Below are 20,810 nucleotides of genomic sequence, written 5' to 3'. Positions count from 1 at the left end.
CGGTGAGTCGACCGGTCCGCACCGGGGCCGCGGGCTCGGGGGTCAGCGGGTGGAGCGACATCAGCTGCGCGATCCGACCCACCGAGACCCGGGTCTGCTGCCCGGAGTCGAAGACCTGCGAGAGCTGCTGGATCGGGCTGGAGAACATGTCGATGTAGAGCATGAACGCGATCAGCGCGCCGGCGCTCATGTGGCCCGCGGAGATCATCCGTGCGCCCACTCCGAGCACGATCGCGTCAGCGATCGAGGAGAGGAACTGGACGAACGGGAAGTAGATCGCGATCAGCCGCTGCGCCCCGACCCGGGCCTCGACGTAGTCGCGGCCCAGCCGGTGGAACTGCTGGACGGTGTCCGCCTCGTGGGTGAACGTCTGCGCCTCGCGGATTCCAGACAGGCTCTCCTGAAAGTCGGCGTTCACGATCGAGATACGGTCGCGGGCCAGGTCATAGAGCCGCCCCGACAGCCGTCGGAAGACGACCGTGGCCACCGCGAGCGGGATCATCACGCTCAGCACGCACAGGGCCAGCCCGGGGTTGATCGCCAGCAGCGCGATGCCGACGCCGACGAAGGTGGCGAAGGCGACCAGCGCGTTGAGCAGCCCGTTCTCGACCAGGGACTCGAACTGGTCGACGTCGGTTGTCATCCGGGTCATGATCCGCCCGGCCATCTCGCGCTCGTAGTAGTCCAGCGACAGCCGTTGGAGCTGGGCCCAGATCCGGATGCGGAGGGAGAGCATGATCCGCTCGGCCGCGCGACCGGTCACGAAGGTCTCGCCGATCTGCGTGACGAAGTCGACCAAGGTGACGAAGGCGAACGCGGCAGTGGCGGCGAAGAGCACGGTCCCCGAGTCCTTCGCGACACCGTCGTCGATGCCGGTCTTGACCAGGACCGGCCCGACCAGTCCGATCAGGGCGTCCAGGATCACCAGCGCGAGTCCGATGCCGAGCGGACGGCGGAACTGGCGCAGCAGCGTGCGCAGCGAGAAGCGCTCGATCGGCTGCGACTCGGTCGCGAGGTCGACCTCGGCGGTGTCGCGGACCGGCGGCAGCGCGGCGACGCGGGCCAGCAGCTCCGGGGTGGGCGCCAGACTCATCCGCCAGCTGCCGCCCCCGCCCCCGCCGTGGCCGAGCCCGGCGCCGAGCGAGGGCGCACCGATGCGGGCGCCGTAACCGCCACCGTCGGCGCGGCCGCCCGCGGCGCGGGCGTCCCAGGCCGAGGCGGTGACGCCGCCGGTGTCGGCGATCTGCGTGAGCGCCTCGATGCTCTCCGGAGGCTGCTCCTCGAGACCGGAGAGCAGCGCACGGTACGCCGGGCTGCGCTCGCTCAGCTCATCGTGCGTGCCGATGTCGAGCGCTCGGCCGTCGGCGAGGACGACGACCCGGTCGGCGAGCCGCAGCGTGGAGAGGCGATGCGCGATCAGCAACGTGGTGCGGTCGGCCAGCACCTCACGGAGGGCGTCGTGGATGGCCTCCTCGGTGCGGGCGTCGACGGCGCTGGTGGCGTCGTCGAGGATGAGGATCGCCGGGCGTGCCAGGATCGCCCGAGCCAGCGCGATCCGCTGCCGCTGACCGCCCGACAGGGTCAGGCCGCGCTCGCCGACGGCGGTGTCGTAGCCCTGTGGCAGCGCCGCGACGAACTCGTGCGCGCTCGCGGCCCGCGCTGCCGCCTCGACCTCGGCGTCGGTGGCGTCGGGGCGACCGTAGGCGATGTTGGCCCGCACCGTGTCGCTGAACAGGAACGGGTCCTCGAAGGCCACCGCGATCTGCCGCCGCAGTGAGGCCAGGGTGACGGTGCGCAGGTCGTGTCCGTCGACGGCGACCGTGCCGGAGGTCGGGTCCTGGAAGCGGGTCACCAGCCCGGCCACGGTCGACTTGCCGCTCCCGGAGGAGCCGACGATGGCCACCCGCTCGCCGGGCGCGATGGTGAGGTCGAACCCGTCCAGGACGGCACGGTCGGGGCTGTCGGGGAAGGCGAACGACACCTCGCGGAACGTGATCTCGCCGTGCACCGGCGGCAGATCGACGGCGTCGGGGGCGTCCGCGATCGCCGGCTCGGTGTCGAGGAGCTGGAAGATCCGCTCGGCGCCGGCACGAGCCTGCTGGCCCACGGTCAAGACGTTGGCGAGCATCCGCGCGGGCCCGGCGAACTGGGCCACGTAGGTCGAGAAGGCCAGGAAGGTGCCGATGGAGAGCGAGCCGTGCAGGGCCAGCGAGCCGCCCAGGGCCAGGATCGCGACCTGCGCGATCACCGGCACGGTCTCCATCAGCGGCTGGAAGCGCGACTGCAGCCGCACCGTCCGCATCCGGGCGCCGTACAGCCGCTGTGCGGCGTCGGCCACCCGCTGCAGCTCCCTGCGCTCCTGCCCGAAGGCCTTGACTACCCGGACGCCGTTGACCGCCTCGTCGACGATCTGGGCGACGTCACCCTCGCGCTGCTGACCGTCCCAGGAGGCCGGGAAGACCCGCAGCCGCATCCGGTAGGAGACCGCGATCAGGACCGGCAGTACGACGAGGCCGACCAGCGCCAGCCACGGCGCCAGGATGAACATGATCACCAGCGAGGCCAGCATCAGCAGGAGATTCCCGCACAGCATCGGCAGCATCATCAGCAGCGCCTGGACCAGCGCGGAGTCGGAGTTGGCGCGCGCGACGAGCTGACCCGTCGACATCCGGCCGAGGCTGTGCTGGTCCAGGGTGAGCAGGTGGTCGTGCATCGCGTTGCGGAGGTCGTACTGCACCTCGACCGCGACCTGGCCGCCCCGGTAGCGGCGCAGATAGGTGAGGAGGAACAGGGCCGCCGCCGCGGCGACGAGGGTGAGGATCCATGGCCACAGGGGCGACGTGCCGGCGATGATGACCTTGTCGACGATATGGCGGGCCAGCAGCGGCACCGTGGCCTGGGTCGCGCTGCCGAGGAGCGCCGCTCCCAGCGCCACACCGACCTTGCGACGTTGGCGCCAGACGTAGCGCCACAGCTGCCGCAGCCAGCTCGGCGAGGAGGAGCCGCTCATCGCGCTCCTGCCTGCAGCCGTTCGGTGGCGAGCTCGTCCAGCGCGGTACCCAGCTCGGCGAGGACGGCCAGGGTCCGCCGTGGGTCGGCCGTCCGCGCGACGACCTTGTCCAGCCGGGCGAGCAGGTCCGCCTCGACGTCGCGGAGGATCTGCTCGCCCCGGGGCGTGAGCCGCAGCGTGCTGCCACGCAGGTCGTCGGGGACCGCCGTACGCTCCAGCAGCCCGCGAGCGCTCAGCGACTCCACGGCCGCGCTGACGGCCGGGCGGCCCAGCGTCAGCCGCATCGCCAGCGCCGAGGCACGCGCGTCGCCGGCGGCCACACCGGACAGCACCCGGTAGTGCGCCAGGCTGAGGCCCGCGCTGGAGCGCTCGAGCATGCGGGCCAGCCGCGCCAGCGCACGCACCGCCTCACGTCGTTGAGAAGCCATGTCGCCACCCTACGGCGGTAGTTCAACCGTCGAACAAACGCCGGGCCGGGGGAGGGTGCCGGCGGCGTCGCCTCTGTCCCGCGGCTTCGGCCCCACAGCCGACTGCCAACTGATGATTGTTGACAGATGACAGGGCCGGTCATACGCTCGAAGAGTCCTGTGATACACGTCACAGCGACGGATGACTCCCGCCTCGCCGCGGGCCTCGGGTGTCACGGCCGGAAGCGTGGAGCCGCAACTCACAGCACCTCCTAGATCCGCACGTCGGCTGAGCCAAAGGAGCTCTCATGAAAGTCGATCGCACCATCCGTCGCGTCGCGGCACTCGTGGTCGCGGTGATGGCCACCGCGAGCCTCGCGAGTTGTGGTAGCAGCAACGACCATGCCTCGGGCGGGTCGGGGAAGACCGATGCCTCGGGCAGCCTCGTCGTCAACGGGGAGACGATCGCCGACGCCGCCTTGTGGAAGAAGGCCCAGAGCGAAGGCAGCATGACGATCTACACGGCCTACACGGCCGACAAGGAGCAGAAGATCGTCGACGCGTTCACCAAGGCGACCGGCCTGAAGGTCAACGTCGTCGCCCTCGGTACGGCGCCCCTGGTCACCCGGCTGCAGAGCGAGAGCAAGGCCCACAAGTACACGGCCGACGTCGTCAAGCTCGGCAATCTGGTCAACATCAACGCGCTCGCGACCGGCGGCCTGCTGAGCAGCTACCAGCCGCCGGCGGCGTTCAACATCCCGGCCGTGGACAAGGGCGGCAACGGCGAGTACTGGGCGTGGAACCAGTCGCCGCTCGCTCCCGGCTACAACACCGCGGTCGTCAACGACTCCGACGCGCCGAAGTCCTGGGCCGACCTGCTCAACCCGCGCTGGAAGGGCAAGCTCGGCCTGGCGCCGTTCTCGGCCGGCGGCGTGGAGATCGCGACGTTCCAGTTCCTGCGCAACGACGTCGACCCCAACTACTGGACCAAGCTGGCCGCCCAGCAGCCGCAGATCCTCTCGGTGATGGCCTCGGTCGCCCAGGCGCTGACGAACGGACAGATCCAGGTCGGCATCGTCCAGCCGAGCGTGCTGGGGGAGGCGATGAGTCAGGGGGCCAAGATCAAGTTCGTGCCCGACCCGCCCGAGGGTCTGCCGCTGTCGAACAACTTCGTCGGCATCGCCGCGCACGCACCGCACGCCGCGGTCGCGCAGGTCTACCTCAACTACCTGTTCTCCAAGGCCGGGCAGACGGTGCTCTCCCAGCAGATCGGCGACTACAGCGTCCGCACCGACGTGCCGCCGCCGGTGATCGCCGGGGTGAAGATGCCGGCCCTCAACTCAGGCTACAAGTTCTACCCGCTGAACAACGCCGACACGATCAAGAGCGGGGCCCAGTGGACCACCGAGTGGAACACCGCCTTCCACTACAAGGGCTGAGATGACGACACCACACTCGGGGATCGACCGTTTGCTCGAGCCGCGCAGCATCGCGGTGATCGGGGCGTCGACCGACCCCAGGAAGCTGACCGGGATGCTGCTCTCCTTCCTCGGGGACAGCGGCTTCGAGGGTGCCGTCTACCCGGTGAACCCCCGCAGCACCGCGATCAACGGCCTGACCTGCTATCCGTCCGTCTCGGCGCTGCCCGAGGTGCCGGACGTGGCGGTGATCGGGGTCCCGGGGGACACCGCGGTGGCGGCAGTCCGGGAGTGCGCCGCGATCGGGGTGCCGGCGGTCGTGATGCTGTCGGGCGGGTTCGGCGAGGGGTCCGACCCCTCGCCGGACGGCGCCCGGCGTACGGCGGAGGTCACCGAGATCTGCCGCAACAGCGGCCTGCGTCTGGTCGGCCCCAACACCACCGGAGTGGTGAACTTCGAGCGGTCCACGCCGATGACGTTCGCCGACTGGTACGCCCGTGACACCGGGCTGCGGGCGGGGGTCGAGATCCTAGCCGGGAGCGGCACCGTCGGCGGCCTGGTCTTCCAAGTGATGCAGCGGGCGGGCGTGGGCGTCAACCACTGGATCGGCGTGGGCAACGAGCTTGACCTCACCATGGCCGAGTTCATCGACTACTTCGCCGAGCGCGAGAGCACGCGCGTCATCGTCTGCTACGCCGAGGGCCTGGTCGCCGGCCGCGCCTTCTTCGAGGCCGCCGTCAAGGCACGCCGCGCGGGCAAGTCGATCGTCGTCCTCACCGCCGGGCGCTCGGACGCCTCGCGGCGCTCGATGCTGTCGCACACCGGCAAGGTCTCCAGCTCGAGCGCGATCTACTCCGGGATCTTCGCCCAGCTCGGCATCGTCGAGACGCGCTCGATCGAGGAGACGGCGTACGTCGCCAAGGCGCTCCTGGCCGGCCTGACCGTTCCCGACGGCCGGATCGGGATGGTCTCGGCGTCGGGCGGCATCGGCACCATCCTCACCGACCAGGCCGAGAGCGCCGGGCTCCACGTGGATCGGCTGCCCGATCAGGTCCGCCAGGAGCTGGCCGGCGTTGTCCCGCTCTACGGCGCGGCCGACAACCCGATCGACCTGTCGGCCGACGCGGTCTTCCGGCCGGAGCTGTTCAGCGGCGTCCTCGACGTCCTGGGCCGGGCCGAGGGCGTCCCGGGCACCTGGATCGTCGCCGGCCGCGCCACCATCGACCGCTACTACCGGGCGGTGCTCGACTTCGCGGCCCGTGGCGCGCTCGATGTGGTGGTCTGCCCGGGCATCGCGCTGGCACCGGAGGTGGACGCCGCGTTCGCCGAGGCCGGCGTCGCGGTGCTCGACGACAGCGAGCTGTGCATGCGGGCGCTCGGCCGGATCGCGGCCGCGGCCGACCACGACCCCGACCCGCAGCCGCGGGAGGGCGCCGAGCCTCGGCCGCAGTCGGGCACCGCCGCCGACCCGGTCCGGGTGGACGCGGTGCTGCGCGACCACGGCGTGCCGCTGGCCGCGTCGCGGTTCCTGCGCGACGAGGCCGAGCTGCGGGAGCTGATGGCCGAGGGCTCGCTGACCTATCCGGTCGCGGTCAAGAGCGCCACCGCACTGATCGCCCATCGCTCGGACGTCGGCTGTGTGGTCCTCGGCGTCACGGGCGAGGCCGAGCTGGCCAGGGCGGTCGCCCAGGTGCGCGCGAACGCCGCCCTGGCCGGCGCTCCCGACGCGACGGTCGAGATCCAGGAGATGAGCCCGGTGGGCGCCGAGCTGCTGGTCGGGATCGGTCCCGACCCGGACTTCGGTGCCGTCGCGACGGTGGCGCTCGGCGGGGTGACAGTGGAGGTCGCGCCGGACGCGGTGCACAGCGCCATGCCCGCCTCGCGGGCCTGGCTGGACGGCATGGTCGGGCGGCTGCGGTCGGCCGCGCTGCTGCAGGGCTACCGCGGTCGCGCCGCGGTGAAGACCGGCGCGATCGCGGACCTGCTCACCTCGCTGTGGGCGGCCTACCAGGCTCATCCCGAGATCGCCGAGATCGAGCTCAACCCGGTCATCGTCGACGCCGAGGACGGCTCCCTGCACGCGGTCGACGCGCTGGTCGGCCTGACCGACGGATGCGACGGCCTGCGATGAGCGCCGTGATCAGGGGAGTCGCCGAGTGCCCGCACGGGCGCTCCACGGAGCCGAGCACGATGGCGCTGCACGAGACCCTCGTCGACGCCGCCCTGGCCGACGCGGGGCTCGAGCGGGGTCAGGTCGACGCCCTGCTCACCGTCTCGCCACGTTCGGACCCCTACCTGGTCCATGCCGAGGCGCTTGCCGAGCGGCTGGGCATCGAGCCCGGGCCGTGCCACTCCGTGGAGGCGGGCGGTACGGCGCCGATCGCGATGGCCGCGGCCGCCGCCGGGATGATCGACGCGGGCATCGCCGAGGTGGCGGTGGTGGTCGCGGCCGACCTGCCGCTGCTGGCGGGCTCGGCCGGCTACCTGAGCACGCTGACTCAGGTCGGACCGATCCACCCGGAGTTCGAGGCGTCGTACGGCGTCACGCCGCGCTCGCTCTACGGCCTGATGGCGCGCGCCTACCTGCACCACCACCGGCTCGGCGAGGACGCGCTCGGCGAGGTGGCGCTGCACGACCGCGCGATGGCGGCGCGGCACCCGCACGCCCGGTTCCGGGAGCCGCTGGACATGGCCGGCTACCTCGCCTCGCCGCTGGTCTGCGACCCGCTGCGGCGGCCGGACTGCGGCCCCGTCACCGACGGTGGCGGCGCGGTGGTGCTGGTCCGGGGGGACCTGCCCGCAGCGGGCCACGCCGACGTGGCGCTGGCCGGGGTCGGGCAGGCGATGCGGCACGCCCACCTCTCCCAGGCACCGTCCCTCGTCGAGAGTGCCGCGGGCGTCGCCGGCGGGCGTGCCCTGACGACCGCGGGCGCCACGATCGAGGACGTCGACGTCGCCCTGGTCTACGACTGCTTCTCCATCGCCATGCTGATGAACGCCGAGGCGCTCGGCCTGGCCGCCACCGGCACCGCCGCCAAGGAGTTCGCCGCCGGAGCCTTCGGGCCGGGCGGCCGGGTCGTGGTCAACCCGCACGGCGGGCTGCTCTCGCACGGCTACCCGGCGCGTGCCGCCGGGATGGCCAACCTGGTCGAGGCGATCGTCCAACTGCGCGGCGAGGCGGGGGAGCGGCAGGTGCCCGGCTGTGCCACCGCGCTCGTGCACGGGATGAGCGGCGCCCAATCCGGGCACGCCGTCGCGATCCTGCGGGAGGCGGCATGAGACCAGTGAGCATCGTGCACGAGCGGCCACGGGTGACGCCGGAGGCCGAGCCGTTCTGGACCGCGGCGGCCGGTGGTGAGCTGCGGCTGCCCTCCTGTCCGGCGTGCGAGGCGTGGCTGTGGTTCCCCCGCGCCACCTGCCCGACCTGCGGCGGTGACGTGGAGTGGCGCGCCGCCAGCGGCCTGGCCACGCTGACCAGCTTCACCGTGGAGCGCCGTGCCACCGACCCGCGCTGGCGCGACCGGGTGCCTTACGTGATCGGCTACGTCACCCTCGACGAGGGTGTCGTGCTGCTGAGCGACATCGTCGGTGCCGAGCCCGGCGAGCTCGGCATCGGGACGCGTCTGCGGGTGCGCTTCGAGCCCACCGACGACCCGGCGATCGCCGTACCCGTGTTCGAGCCGTTCGACGAGGGGAGTCCCCATGCCTGAAATCCCAGCCGTCCGCGGCCTCTCCGGTGGTGGGCTCCCGGCACCGAAGAGCCTGCGCGAGATGCTCCGACGCGGCGACCGGATCCTGCTGCCCGGCGTGCCAGACGCGTTGACCGCGCGGCTGGCCGAGCGCGCCGGCTTCCCGGCCTGCTATGTCTCCGGGGCCGGCTTCGCGAACGCCCAGATGGCGCTGCCGGACGTCGGCCTGGTCTCCCGCGAGGAGATCGCCCGCCACGTCGGTCGGATCGCGCTCGCTTGCGGGATCCCGGTGGTGGCCGACGGCGACACCGGCTTCGGCGGGCCGATCGCGGTGATGCACACGGTGCGGGCCTTCGAGCTGGCCGGCGCGGCCGGCATCCAGATCGAGGACCAGCAGATCCCGAAGCGGTGCGGCCACTTCGACGGCAAGAACGTCGTCAGCCCACATGACATGGTCACCCACGTGCGAGCCGCGAAGCTGGGCGCCTCGCCCGAGTTCGTCGTCATCGCCCGTACCGACGCACGCGCCGTCGAGGGCATCGACCGGGCGATCGACCGCGCCCGGGCGTACGCCGACGCCGGGGCCGACGCCGTCTTCGTCGAGGCCCCCGAGAACCTCGAGGAGATCGAGTTGGTCGCCAAGCGGCTCAGCGACGTACCGCTGCTGATCAACATCGTCGAGGGTGGGAAGACGCCCCAGCTCACCGCCGACGACTACTTCGACATGGGCTACCAGATCGTGCTCTATGCGAACTTCGTGATGCGCACGATGCTGAAGAGCGCCGCGGACGCGCTCGGCCACCTGTCCTCTGCACGCGAGACGTTCTCGCGGGCCGGCTCGATGCTCTCCTGGCACCTGCGCCAGGAGCTGGTCGGCCTGGGCGAGGTGGAGCGGCTCGAGGAGTACCTGGAGCTGGGCGACGACCGCCCCGCGCCCCCGACCCCGAAAGGCGACGTGAAGTGAAGATCTGGGTTCAGAGCAATACCGCGCTGGTCGCGGACGAGAAGTGGAAGCCCTACCTCGACGCGGAGACCGCGCATCTGGAGGACGTGAAGCTGCCCGGCACCGAGCTGCACTTCGACGGCGTCGACGTGATGCAGCCGGACCTCACCCATAACGCCATGCACCGCGCGATCAACACGCAGGGCTTCATCCAGAAGGGCATCCGGGCCCAGGAGGAGGGGTACGACGCCGTCATCGTGCTCGGCATGGCCACGATGGGCCGTGAGGAGCTGCGCGAGCAGCTGAGCATCCCGATCGTCTTCACCCAGGACGTGGCCTGGCCGTGGGCCGCCTGGCTCTATGGGCGGTTCGGGCTGCTCGCCCACGACCGGGTGATGTACCTGCGCCGCTACGACCAGATCCGGGCGGCCGGCCTCGCCGAGTGCTTCGTCCACGGCGACTACGGCGCGATCCGCAAGGAGGACACCCTGGCGGCGTACGCCGACTTCGACTCCTACTACGCACGGCTGGAGGAGACCGGGCGGCGGGCGGTGCACGACGGTGCGAACGTGCTCATTCCCGACCTGGGCCCGATGAACGCGCTGCTGGCCGCACGGGGCGTGACCCGGATGCACGGCGTACCCGTCTTCGACACCTCGGCGATGGCGCTGCGGGCCGCCCAGATGATGGTCGCCGGCGGCCTGCGCAACATCAATCCCTGGTGACCCGGCACCGGCGAGAAGGAGGACAGGACTCGTGGCCGTCGAACTCGAGAACGTGACCATCAGCTACGGCGACGTGACAGCCGTGGAGGGCTTCGACCTGGTGATCGAGGAGGGGGAGATGCTCGTCCTCCTGGGGCCCTCCGGCTGCGGAAAGACGAGCGTGATGCGCTCGATCGCCGGCCTCGAGGAGCCGACCGGCGGTCGGATCACCATCGAGGGGAAGGTCGTCTTCGACCACGCCCAAGGCATCGACGTGCCGGTCAACAAGCGGCACGTCGCGATGGTCTTCCAGTCCTACGCCATCTGGCCGCACATGAGCGTCGAGGAGAACGTCGCCTTCCCGCTCAAGGTGGCCCGCAAGATGAACAAGGCGCAGATGCATCAGCGCGCCCTGGAGGTGCTGCGCACGGTCGGCTTGGAGGAGTTCGCGGCCCGGCCGGCCAGCCGGCTCAGCGGCGGTCAGATGCAGCGCGTGGCGCTGGCCCGCAGCATCGCGATGAACCCCTACGTCATGCTGCTGGACGAACCGCTGTCCAACCTCGACGCCAAGATGCGCGATCGGCTGCGCTTCGAGCTCAAGGAGCTACACGACCGGCTCGGCATCACCGCGCTCTACGTCACCCACGACCTGAGCGAGGCACTCGCGCTCGGCGACCGGGTGGCGGTGATGAACGAGGGCCGGATCATCCAGCTCGGCACGCCGCGCGAGGTCTACGCTCATCCGAACTCGGCGTTCGTGGCCGACTTCCTCGGCATCGCCAACGTCTTCCCCGGTTCGGTGACCGAGGTGCGGGACGGCGAGTCGACGGTGTGGCTGGAGGGCGGCGTCGCGGTCAGGGGCGCGACGGAGGGAGCCAGCGGCGACAAGGTGCTGGTGTGCCTGCCGCCGGAGCGGCTCACCGTGCGGCGACGCAGTACCACCGGCCTGGTCAACGAGTGGAAGTGCGAGGTGGTCACCGCCAACTTCCTGGGCGCGCAGACCCGTTACAAGGTGCGGAGCGAGGCCGGGCTGGTGCTCGACGCGGTCCAGTTCGGCAGGGACGAGGGGCTCGACCGGGGCGACACGGCGTACCTCTCCGTCGATCCGAGGGACGTGCTGACCCTGCCGGCCGGAGCCGGCGCATGAGCACCGCGGTCCGCGCACCCGACCTGCGCCGCTCCGGCGGCGGGGGTGGCTCCGGCGCACCCGGCGCTCGACCCGGACTCGCCTGGGGTCGCGTCCTCAACGTGGTACGCCGCCACCTGCTCATCGCGGTGCTGCTGCTCCTGCTCACCGTGCTCATCGCGGTGCCGGCGATCGCCGTGGTGGTGGTGTCGTTCACCAACGACGTGCCCGGCAGCGGCACCCCGCTGCACTTCATCTGGCACAACTACGCGGCTCTCTGGTCGGCCGACAGTGCCGACGCGCTCAAGCAGTCGCTCATCACCAGCGTCTGCGGGTCGGTGATCGCTGTCGCCATCGGCACCGGGCTGGCGGTGCTGGCGGTGCGCACCAACATCCGCGGCCGCTGGCTGGTCGAGCTCACCGGCATCACCCCGTTCTTCTTCCCGCCCCTGGTCGGCGCGCTGGCGTGGGGCCTGCTGGCGCAGAGCAACGCGGGCCTGCTGAACCACCTGTTCAGCTCGCTGCACGTGCCGGTGCACCTCAACATCGCCACGATCCCGGGCATCGTGTTCGTGTTCGGCGTCTACTACTCGCCCTACGCCTACCTGTTCGTCTCCAGCGCGCTGCGACTCTTTGACCCGCAGCTGGAGGAGGCGGCGCGGGTGCACGGCGCCTCGACGGCCACGACGTTCCGCAACGTGACGCTGCCGATGCTCTCACCCGCGGTGCTCGGTGCCGGCCTGATCTCCTTCACGTTGATGATGGAGAACTACACGATCCCGGCGATGCTCAACACCAAGGGCAACATCAACACGCTGATGACCCGGATGTACGCCCTGATGCAGAACATCCCGAGCCAGCCCAACCGAGCCGCCGCGGTCGGCATGATCCTGCTGGTCGTGCTGGTCGTCGTCTCCACGATCCAGCGCCGGATGCTGCGCGGGCGCGACTTCACCACCGTCACCGGCAAGGGCCTGCGGCCCAGGACGATGGACCTGGGCAGGTTCCGGTGGGTCGCGCTGCTCGGCGTACTCGTCTATCTGGTGATCGCCGTGGTGCTGCCGTTCCTCGCGATCCTCAACTCGGCGCTGCGGCCCTACATGTTCGTCTCGAAGATCTCCGACCTCTTCGACTTCTCCACGCTGACCCTCAGCGCCGTCCAGCAGGTCACCAGCACGCAGCAGTTCTCCATCAGCCTGCGCAACACGCTGCTGGTCGGCGTGCTGGCCGCGGTGCTGGGAGCGCTGTTCCATTACGTCATCGCCTACGTCACCACCCGCACGAAGGTGCACGGTCGCGGGCTGGCACGGTTCCTGGCGATCGTCCCGATCGGGATCCCGGCGCTGCTGATGGGGATGGGCTTCCTGTGGACCTGGCTCTACATCCCGCTGCCGATCTACGGCACGATCGCGATCCTGGTGCTGGCCTACATCGCCCGGTTCACGCCGCAGGGCTTCCTCAGCGCCACCTCGGTGCTCGGCGCGGTCCATGCCGACCTCGAGGACAGCGCCGTGGTCAGCGGCGCCTCCCGGGTCGGAGCCGTCCGGGCGATCACCGCGCCGCTGATGCGGGGCGGCATCGCCTCGACCGTGCTGCTGCTGTTCCTGCTCTCCATGCGGGAGCTGACCGTGGCGCTGTTCCTGTTCACGTCGAAGACGGTGGTGTTCCCGATCGACATCTACAACCTGTGGCTGGCCGGCAACGCCAGCGCGGCCGCCGCGATCTCGGCGATGTACAGCGTCTTCCTGCTCATCGTGACCCTGGCCGGCCTCAAGTGGCTGCGGGGTGCGGTATGAGTCCGTTCCCGTCCGGTGGAGGTGACCGATGGATGTCGATCTGAGTCCCGACCAGCAGGCGCTGCGCGAGGCGGTGGCGGCCTTCGCCCGCGAGCGGGTGCAGCCCACCGCCCAGGCGCGCAGCGAGACGAGCACCTGGGATCCGGCGATCCTGGCCGAGATGGGCCAGCACCGCTGGCCGGGCGTGATCGTGAGTCCCGACCTCGACGGGCTCGGCGCCGGGGCGGTCGAGCACGCCCTCATCGTCGAGGCGCTCTCGGCCGTGGACGCGAGCATCGGCGCTATGCAGAACCTGCTGCAGCAGACCGTGGCGGCGATCGTGAACTACGGCTCGGCGCCGATGCGACGGCGCTTCCTGCCGCGGCTCGCCCGCGGGGAGGCGTTCACCATCACGGGACTGACCGAATCCGACGCCGGCTCCAAGCCGTCGGACATGGCGACGTCGGCACGGCACGCGTCCGACGGCTGGCACATCACCGGGGTCAAGACCGAGGTGCACGTGCCCGCGCACGCCGACGTGGGGCTGGTGTTCGCGAAGACGGAGAACGGGATCAGCGCCTTCCTGGTCCCCACCGACACCCCCGGGTTCGTCTGCGGGAAGCAGCGCGACATCGTGGGCCTGCGCGGGCTGCCGATGCACAGCGTGGAGCTGCACGACTGCGTCGTACCCGACGACCACCTGCTCGCCGGCGAGGGCCAGGGCGTGCGGGTCTTCTTCACCTCCTTCGACCTGACCCGGATCGGTAACGCCGCCAAGTGCATCGGCATCGGGACCGGCGCGCTGCGTGATGCCATCGCGTACGCCGGGCAGCGCCGGGTCGGCGAGGGCGTGGTGACCGACTTCCAGGGCATCCGCTGGAACATCGCCGACCTCACCACCCAGCTCGAGGCCGCGCGGCTGCTGACCTATCGGGCGGCGGTGATCTACGACCGCGACGGCCGGGCCACCCGGGAGGCCAACATGGCCAAGCTGCTCGCCAGCACCGTGGCCATGGACGCGGCGGTGTTCGCGATGCAACTGACCGGCAGCTACGGCGCCTTCTCGACGCAGCCGTTCGCGCGCTACCTGCTGGACGCGAAGGTCTCCCAGCTGACCGGCGGCTCGGTGGAGATCCTGCGCAACACGGTCGCCCGGGAGCTGCTCGGCAAGGAGTCGACGGCGGGCGGCCCCGGTGGGAAGGGAGCGGCGGCATGAGCATCGGCATCTGCCTGCGCCCGCAGTACTCCGGCGAGTACTCCGTCGCGGCGATGCGGGCCCAGGCGCAGCGGGCGGACGAGAACGGCTTCCACTCGGTCTGGCTGGCCGAGAGCTGGGGACAGAGCGCCGTACCCGTGCTCGCGGACCTGGCGGCCCGCACCAGCCGGATCGTGGTCGGCACGGCGATCGTCAACGTCTTCAGCCGGACGCCGAGTCTACTGGCGATGACCGCCTCGACGATGACCGAGCTCTTCCCGGACCGGTTCGTGCTCGGCCTCGGCGCCGGGACGCGAGCGCTGGTCGAGGACTGGCACGGACTGAGCTTCGAGCGGCCGATCGACCGGCTGCGCGACGCGATCGCGGTGGTCAAGGCCGCGACATCGGGGGAGAAGGTCGACTACCGCGGCCGGACGGTGGCCGTGTCCGGCTACCGGCTGCGGGTGCCGGTCGGCCAGCGCCCCGCGCCCGTCTACGTCGCGGCGCTCGGCGAGCGCGGCACCCGTCTGGTCGCCGAGGCCGCCGACGGGTGGCTGCCCTACCTGCTCGCCCGCCGGCGGCTCCCGGGTCAGATCGCGCGCATCGACGAGCAGGCCGCGGCCGCGGGTCGCGCCGATCGACCGGTGGTGGCACCCCTCATCGTCACCTGCGTGGAGGAGGACTCCGCGGTCGCGCGGGGGCAGGCCCGCAAGCACGTCGCGTCCTACTTGGGGGCGATGGGGCCGCACTACCGGGAGTTCGTCTCCCGGCACGGCTATGCCGAGGAGGTCGTCGCCGTCGCGGAAGCCTGGGCGGCACGGGAGCGGGACCGGGCGGTCGCCGCGGTCTCGGACGAGATGCTCGATGACATCGCGATCTGCGGAAGCCCCGACGAGTGCGCCGACCAGATCGAGCGCTGGCGTCAGGCCGGTGCGCAGCTGCCGATCCTGCACTTCCCGAGCGCGACCACCACCCGCGGGGTCGACCTGGCGATCGACACCCTCGGCGGTGCCGGTCAGGCGCCCCGGCCGACGCAGGTGGGTGCGCGATGAGCGTCGACCTGTCCTGGGAGAAGCTGCCCGACGCCGAGGAGCTGCGCGACATCCGCGATCTGGTGCGGTCCTTCGTGGCCGCCGAGCTGGCGCCTCATGAGGCCGAGGTCGACGAGGCCGGCGAGGTGCCCGACGAGCTGCGGCGGCGGGTCACCGAGCGCGCGGTCGCCGCCGGGCTCTACGCCTTCAACATGCCGGTGGAGGCGGGCGGCCCGGGCCTGTCGTTCCTGGCGCAGACCGTCGTACGCCGCGAGCTGGCGCACTCCAGCTTCGCCCTGGCCGACCTGGTCTGTCGCCCGCCCCGGACGCTGCTGAACGGCGACCCCGCGCAGCGCGAGCGCTGGCTGGCGCCGGCGGTGCGCGGCGAGGTGCGCTTCGCGTTCGCGCTGACCGAGCCCGAGGCCGGCTCGGATGCCACCGCGATGCGCACCCGGGCGGTGTGGACGCCGGACGGCTACCGGATCGACGGCGTCAAGCACTTCATCAGCCACGGCGGGGTCGCCGACTTCGTGATCGTCTACGCGCACACCTTCCGCGAGGGCACCGACGAGGGCATCACCGCGTTCGTGGTACGGCGCGGACAGCCGGGCTTCCGCTGCACCCGCCACGAGCGGACGATGGGCTGGCGCGGGTCACCGGTCAGCGAGCTGGTCTTCGAGAACTGCCTGGTGCCCGCGGAGGACGTCATCGGTGAGCCTGGCCAGGGGCTGCGGCTCGCGCTCGCCCAGATCAACGAGGCCCGGCTCGGCGTGGCCGCCCACTGTGCCGGCATGGCCGAGCACGCGCTGGCCCTGGCGCTGGACCACGCCCGCACCCGCACCCAGTTCGGCCGACCGCTGGCGGCCAACCAGGGCCTGCAGTGGAAGCTCGCCGACATGGCCTGCCGGGTCGAGCAGGCTCGCTGCCTGGTGACCGACGTCGCGCTCGCCGTCGACCGGGCCGGGCTGGGCGACCGGGACACCAGCCGCTACCGCATCCCGATGGCGAAGCTGACCGCCAGCGAGCTCGCCGGCTCGGTCGTCGACGACGCCCTCCAGCTCTTCGGCGGCTCCGGCTTCATGCAGGGGACGACGGTGGAGCGGATGTATCGCGACGTACGGGCGTTCCGGCTCGGCGAGGGCACCTCGGAGATCCAGCGCAACAGCATCGGCCGCGCGCTGATCGGCAGATTGGAGACACCATGAGTGAGGACGTCGTCCTCGTCGAGCGGATCGGCGCGGTGCTGCGCCTCTCGATCAACCGACCCGCCAAGCGCAACGCGCTGAGCACGGCCGTGCGGCAGGGGCTGGCGGACGGCCTCGCCCGGGCGGCGGCCGACGACGCGATCCGGGTCGTGCTGATCACCGGCGAGGGGCCGCACTTCTCCGCGGGCGCCGACATCACGGAGCTGGCCGTCCGCACGGTCGAGGATGCCGGCTGGCCGACGCTCCAGATCGGCAACGTGATCGAGTCGATCGGCAAGCCGGTCATCGCCGAGCTGCGCGGCTACACCCTCGGTGGTGCCATGGAGATGGCCCTGGCCTGTACGTTCCGGGTCGGCTCGGACGACCTGCGCTGGGGTTTCCCGGAGATCCAGCTGGGCGTCTTCCCGGCCTCCGGCGGCACCCAGCGGCTGCCGCGGATCGTGGGCGAGGCCCGGGCGCTCGAGCTGGTCCTGACCGGGCGGCAGGGGGATGCCGGGGAGGCGCTCCGGCTGGGCCTGATCACCGAGTGCGTGCCGCCGGAGCGGCTCCGCGAGTGCTCCCTGGCCCTGGCCGAGAAGCTCGCCGGGCTGCTGCCGGCGGCAGTGCGGGTGGCGACCGACGCGGTACGCCGGGCGGCCGACATGTCGCGGCACGACGGACTCGACTACGAGCGTCGGCTCTACGCGCTGCTGTGGGCTGGCGAGCGCGGCACCCGCTCGGGTGTGCAGGAGTGGGTGGACCACCGTGCGCGCTGAGTCCCGCCAAGGCGGCACCATGGATATGATCCGCAGGATTTGGCCCGGTCAGCCGGACGGAGAGGACAACCGATGACTCAGACGCCCGAGGAGCCGATCCGCCCGAACACGCTGGCGATGCAGGCCTACGCCGCTCTGCGCCGCCGCATCCTCACCGGCGAGCTGAAGCCCGGCGAGCGGCTCAGCGAGGTCGCCGTCGCGCAGTTGCTCGGCGTCACCAGGGGCCCGGTCCGCGAGGCGCTGCGGGTGCTCGCCGAGGAGCAGTTGGTCGTGCTGGTGCCACACAAGGGCGCCGCGATCCCGCAGCTGAGTCGGCAGGAGATGATCGAGCTCTACCAGTACCGCGAGGCACTCGAGGTCATGATCGTGCGGCTCATCTGCGCCCAGGCCCGTGAGGACATGATCGAGGCGCTGCGCGACCTGCTCGACCAGACCCGCCGCGGGATGGTGTCGCGCGGGAACAGCGGTTACCCCGAGGACCACGACTGGCACATGGAGCTGGCCCGGATGTGTGGCAACAGCGTGATCGCCACCGAGCTCGGCCGGCTGCACGGCCGGCTGCGGCTGGTGCGACTGCAGTCCTCGGCCGAGCCGCGGCGCGCCGAGTCCGCCCTCGACGAGCACCGCGACATCCTGGAGGCGATTGAGGCGGGCAACGTCGAGAAGGCCGAGGCCGCCACGCGGGCGCACATCGAGTCGGCGCTCAACAACGTGCTGTGCTCCCTCGAAGCCGCGGCGGAGTAGAGCCGCCATGCCGTACATCCCGAGCGAGTCGGAGGTGCTGGGCTACTTCGACAGCCTGTCAAACTGGGGACGGTGGGGCGCGGACGACCGCGCCGGTACCGTGAACCTCGTCGACGCCGAGCGACGTGTGGCCGCGGCGCGACTGGTTCGCACCGGCGAGGTGGTCTCGCTGAGCCACCGGCTGGACGCCGCGCATCCGGACGTGTTCGGGCGCAGCTCGGTCTTCCAGCGGTACATGGTCAAGACCGGAGAGCCGCATCGGCCCGACGACCCCTGGGCGGGCGGCCGGTCACGCTTCCAGGCGACCCGTGACTACATCGGCGTGGTGGCGCACGGCTCGCACACCCACGTCGACGCGTTGGCCCATGCGATCTGGGACGGCCGGATGTACAACGGCGTACCCGCCACCGAGGTGACCGCGGTCGACGGCGCCCGGACGCTCGACATGGAGGTCTGGTCCACCGGCGTGCAGACCAGGGGAGTGCTGCTCGACATCGCCGGGCTGCGCGGCGTGGAGTTCCTCGGCGTCGGCGACGGCGTCTTCCCCGAGGACCTGGAGGCCGCCGAGGAGGCCGAGGGCGTGAGGGTCAGGCCGGGCGACGCGGTGATCGTCCACACCGGCAACCTGGCCCGGGTCCGGGCGCAGGGCCTGGACGCCGACCGCGGCCAGAGCGGCTACCACGCCGCCTGCCTGCCGTGGTTCCGCGAGCGCGACGTCGCGGTGGTCTCCTCCGACTCCGACAACGACGTCAAGCCGTCCGGTTACGCCGACCCGAACCTCTACGTGCCCATTCACGCCGTCGGGATGGTCGCCATGGGCCTGTGCCTGGTCGACAACCTGGCCCTGACCGACCTGGTGACCCACTGCCGCCGTACCGACCGGTGGGAGTTCTTCCTCGTGCTGCAGGGCCTGCGCGTGGTCGGCGGAACCTCGAGCCTGGTCAACCCGGTCGCGATCTTCTGAGCGTCTATTCCGAGGAGGGGACGATGAGCCAAGCCGACATGGGCGCCGACGTGGACGAGGTGGTCGGCCGGTTCGGCCGGGTGGTGGTCACCCGGCTCGAGCCCGGCGCCGACCTGATGGCCACGATCAAGGACGTGTGTCGGCGTCACGAGATCCGGGCCGGGGTGGTGCTGAGCATCACCGGATCGCTGGAGCGGGCGGTGGTGCAGAAGTTCGCGCCCGGGGAGCACACCGTGCACGCCGTCGAGGTGCCGGGACCGATCGAGGTGAGCGGGCACGGCATCGTCGGCCGGATCCACGCGCCGGAGCAGGGCGAGCGCCCGTTCAGCTTCTCCGGCTACGTGCACGGCGACGTCTACGCGCACGTCCACCTGACCATGACGTCGGCCACCGAGACGATCTGCGGCCACGCGATGCCGGGCTGCCTGGTGCGCTCGCACCACCCGGTCTCGCACTTCTCCGTCATGGTCGGCGAGGTGGAGGGGGTCGGCCTCGACCTGGCGTACGACGCGGAGGTGAATCGGCTGGGCAACGGCTGGGGTGTCTTCCACCGGCTCACCGCACGTCCGGACCACGGCTGAGTCGGCGACACGCCGGCGTGCCACCCCACCGACTCAGCCGTTTTCGCCGACGCCCCGACGGGCACCGGGCGGCATGTCTCAGTCACTACCGGTGCCCGCCACCGAGGAGCACGACGTCGGGCGGGCGGCGTTCGACGAGTTCCTGGCCGGGCTCGACTACCCGGTCTTCGTCGTCACCGCGGCGTACGGCGCCGAGCGCGCGGGCTGCCTGGTGGGTTTCGCCACCCAGACCAGCATCGACCCGCCACGCCTGCTGGTGTGCCTCTCCGAGGAGAACCACACCACCGCCGTCGCGGCGCGAGCGGATGTGTTGGCTGTGCACGTGCTCGACGACCGGGAGCATCCGCTCGCCGAGCGGTTCGGCGGGGAGACCGGCGACGAGATGGACAAGTTCGCCGGGCTCGACTGGCGACCCGGTCCCGACGGCGTCCCGCTCCTGGGCGAGTGTCCGCGGCGCCTGGTGGGGCGGATCCTGGCGCGCATCCCGCTCGGCGACCACGTCGGGCACCTGCTGGCTCCGCGCCGGGTGGAGGCCGAGCCGACCTCACCGCTGACTTACCAGGACGTCGCCGACGTCGAGGCCGGGCATCCGGCCTGAGCCGCGAGCTCAGCGGCGCAGGAGCCGCTCCAGCAGCCGCCGGCGCGCGGGAGGCGCGGCGGGCACCGGCCGGCCGGCGCGCACCACCGGCGGGTAGTCGACCGCGGCGATCGCGGCGTCGAAGCGGGCGCCGCTCTCGCCCGGTGCGAAGATGTGCGCCAGTCCGTGCTCGTCGAGGTAGTCGACGTAGCGGCGGAATCGCTCGCCGTGGTTGCTCACCGCTGGTCCGAAGTCGGCCCCGGCCGCCAGCGTGGCCACGTCCGCGCCGGACGGGTCGGCCAGCGAGCCGATCACTCGGTGCGGGATCTCGTGGTAGCGCGCAAGTTCGAGGGTGCGCGAGTCGTGCGCCAGCACGAACCCGGGTGTGCCCGCCAGCAGCGCGGCGATGTTGCCGTGGATCCGGGTGCCGAAGCTGAGGTCGTAGTGGGCCAGCTCGGCCAACCACGTCGGGGAGCTCAGCGCCATCCACGCCCGGCCCTGCGCGATCAGCGGGTGGTCGGCATGGGTGGGCAGGAGCGGGTCCCCGGCGCCCTTGCCGCCGTACTCCTCGCCGAGCAGCAGACCCAGCGAGTGCACGTCCTGGGCGACGTAGTCCAGCCGCGGGTAGCGGGTCAGGTTGTACTGGATCACCGGACCCATCGCCGCGACGTACGGCGAGAGGTTGA

The 20,810-nt window shown here is 71.6% G+C and carries 19 protein-coding genes; 16 read left to right on the top strand and 3 right to left on the bottom strand.

From position 1 onward, the window contains the following. Together VHA72_RS14285 and VHA72_RS14280 are read right to left on the bottom strand one after the other, a co-directional pair. Positions 1–3,010 (bottom strand): ABC transporter ATP-binding protein (locus tag VHA72_RS14285; protein WP_325576351.1); only part of this gene is annotated, 3,010 nt, incomplete at its 3' end. Next, positions 3,007–3,438, bottom strand: a complete 432-nt coding sequence (locus tag VHA72_RS14280; RefSeq protein ID WP_325576348.1) for a MarR family winged helix-turn-helix transcriptional regulator — start codon at positions 3,436–3,438, stop codon at positions 3,007–3,009. The genes VHA72_RS14280 and VHA72_RS14285, both read right to left, overlap by 4 nt. Positions 3,439–3,725: 287 nt before the next feature. Here VHA72_RS14280 and VHA72_RS14275 point away from each other — a divergent pair, with 287 nt between their 5' ends. From VHA72_RS14275 to VHA72_RS14200, 16 genes are all read left to right on the top strand, one after another. Further along, the gene (locus VHA72_RS14275; RefSeq protein ID WP_325576346.1) at positions 3,726–4,856 is read left to right on the top strand and encodes an ABC transporter substrate-binding protein; all 1,131 of its coding nucleotides are present in this window, start codon (positions 3,726–3,728) and stop codon (positions 4,854–4,856) included. Position 4,857: 1 nt separating this feature from the next. Next, positions 4,858–6,966, top strand: coding sequence for an acetate--CoA ligase family protein (locus VHA72_RS14270; RefSeq protein WP_325576344.1), 2,109 nt, complete (start codon positions 4,858–4,860; stop codon positions 6,964–6,966). Continuing rightward, positions 6,963–8,114 (top strand): thiolase family protein, encoded by a 1,152-nt coding sequence (locus VHA72_RS14265; RefSeq protein WP_325576342.1) that lies wholly within the window; start codon positions 6,963–6,965, stop codon positions 8,112–8,114. Before VHA72_RS14270 ends, VHA72_RS14265 begins: the two co-directional genes overlap by 4 nt. Then, positions 8,111–8,545: a Zn-ribbon domain-containing OB-fold protein gene (locus tag VHA72_RS14260; protein WP_325576340.1), complete on the top strand. Its 435-nt coding sequence runs from the start codon at positions 8,111–8,113 to the stop codon at positions 8,543–8,545. Before VHA72_RS14265 ends, VHA72_RS14260 begins: the two co-directional genes overlap by 4 nt. Continuing rightward, positions 8,538–9,488, top strand: coding sequence for an isocitrate lyase/PEP mutase family protein (locus VHA72_RS14255; RefSeq protein ID WP_325576338.1), 951 nt, complete (start codon positions 8,538–8,540; stop codon positions 9,486–9,488). Before VHA72_RS14260 ends, VHA72_RS14255 begins: the two co-directional genes overlap by 8 nt. Then, the gene (locus VHA72_RS14250) at positions 9,485–10,192 is read left to right on the top strand and encodes an aspartate/glutamate racemase family protein (RefSeq protein ID WP_325576336.1); all 708 of its coding nucleotides are present in this window, start codon (positions 9,485–9,487) and stop codon (positions 10,190–10,192) included. The genes VHA72_RS14255 and VHA72_RS14250 overlap by 4 nt, the downstream gene beginning before the upstream one ends. Positions 10,193–10,223: 31 nt before the next feature. Then, positions 10,224–11,318, top strand: coding sequence for an ABC transporter ATP-binding protein (locus VHA72_RS14245; protein ID WP_325576334.1), 1,095 nt, complete (start codon positions 10,224–10,226; stop codon positions 11,316–11,318). Continuing rightward, positions 11,315–13,093 (top strand): ABC transporter permease, encoded by a 1,779-nt coding sequence (locus tag VHA72_RS14240; protein WP_325576332.1) that lies wholly within the window; start codon positions 11,315–11,317, stop codon positions 13,091–13,093. The genes VHA72_RS14245 and VHA72_RS14240 overlap by 4 nt, the downstream gene beginning before the upstream one ends. Before the next feature lie 28 nt (positions 13,094–13,121). Then, on the top strand, positions 13,122–14,288 hold the full coding sequence (locus VHA72_RS14235; RefSeq protein WP_325576330.1) for an acyl-CoA dehydrogenase family protein: 1,167 nt from the start codon (positions 13,122–13,124) through the stop codon (positions 14,286–14,288). Next, the gene (locus VHA72_RS14230; RefSeq protein WP_325576328.1) at positions 14,285–15,319 is read left to right on the top strand and encodes an LLM class flavin-dependent oxidoreductase; all 1,035 of its coding nucleotides are present in this window, start codon (positions 14,285–14,287) and stop codon (positions 15,317–15,319) included. The genes VHA72_RS14235 and VHA72_RS14230 overlap by 4 nt, the downstream gene beginning before the upstream one ends. Next, complete coding sequence (locus VHA72_RS14225; RefSeq protein WP_325576326.1) at positions 15,316–16,503, top strand: acyl-CoA dehydrogenase family protein; 1,188 nt, start codon at positions 15,316–15,318, stop codon at positions 16,501–16,503. The genes VHA72_RS14230 and VHA72_RS14225 overlap by 4 nt, the downstream gene beginning before the upstream one ends. Continuing rightward, a complete protein-coding gene (locus VHA72_RS14220; protein ID WP_325576324.1) occupies positions 16,500–17,258 on the top strand; it encodes an enoyl-CoA hydratase/isomerase family protein in 759 nt (252 codons plus the stop codon). The genes VHA72_RS14225 and VHA72_RS14220 overlap by 4 nt, the downstream gene beginning before the upstream one ends. A gap of 72 nt (positions 17,259–17,330) precedes the next feature. Further along, positions 17,331–18,002: a GntR family transcriptional regulator gene (locus tag VHA72_RS14215; RefSeq protein WP_325576322.1), complete on the top strand. Its 672-nt coding sequence runs from the start codon at positions 17,331–17,333 to the stop codon at positions 18,000–18,002. Between the two features lie 7 nt (positions 18,003–18,009). Then, positions 18,010–18,966, top strand: a complete 957-nt coding sequence (locus VHA72_RS14210; protein WP_325576320.1) for a cyclase family protein — start codon at positions 18,010–18,012, stop codon at positions 18,964–18,966. Positions 18,967–18,989: 23 nt separating this feature from the next. Continuing rightward, on the top strand, positions 18,990–19,547 hold the full coding sequence (locus tag VHA72_RS14205) for a PPC domain-containing DNA-binding protein (protein ID WP_325576318.1): 558 nt from the start codon (positions 18,990–18,992) through the stop codon (positions 19,545–19,547). 91 nt (positions 19,548–19,638) lie between these two features. After that, a complete protein-coding gene (locus VHA72_RS14200; protein WP_325576316.1) occupies positions 19,639–20,145 on the top strand; it encodes a flavin reductase family protein in 507 nt (168 codons plus the stop codon). 9 nt (positions 20,146–20,154) lie between these two features. On the opposite strand, the gene VHA72_RS14195 is transcribed toward VHA72_RS14200, so the two are convergent. Beyond that, the coding region (locus tag VHA72_RS14195; protein WP_325576314.1) for a polysaccharide pyruvyl transferase family protein at positions 20,155–20,810 on the bottom strand (656 nt) is incomplete at its 5' end.

This window comes from Nocardioides sp. (genome assembly GCF_035547795.1).
In the GTDB taxonomy this organism is placed as follows: Bacteria; Actinomycetota; Actinomycetes; order Propionibacteriales; family Nocardioidaceae; genus Nocardioides.
This window is presented reverse-complemented; position numbering and strand designations above follow the sequence as displayed.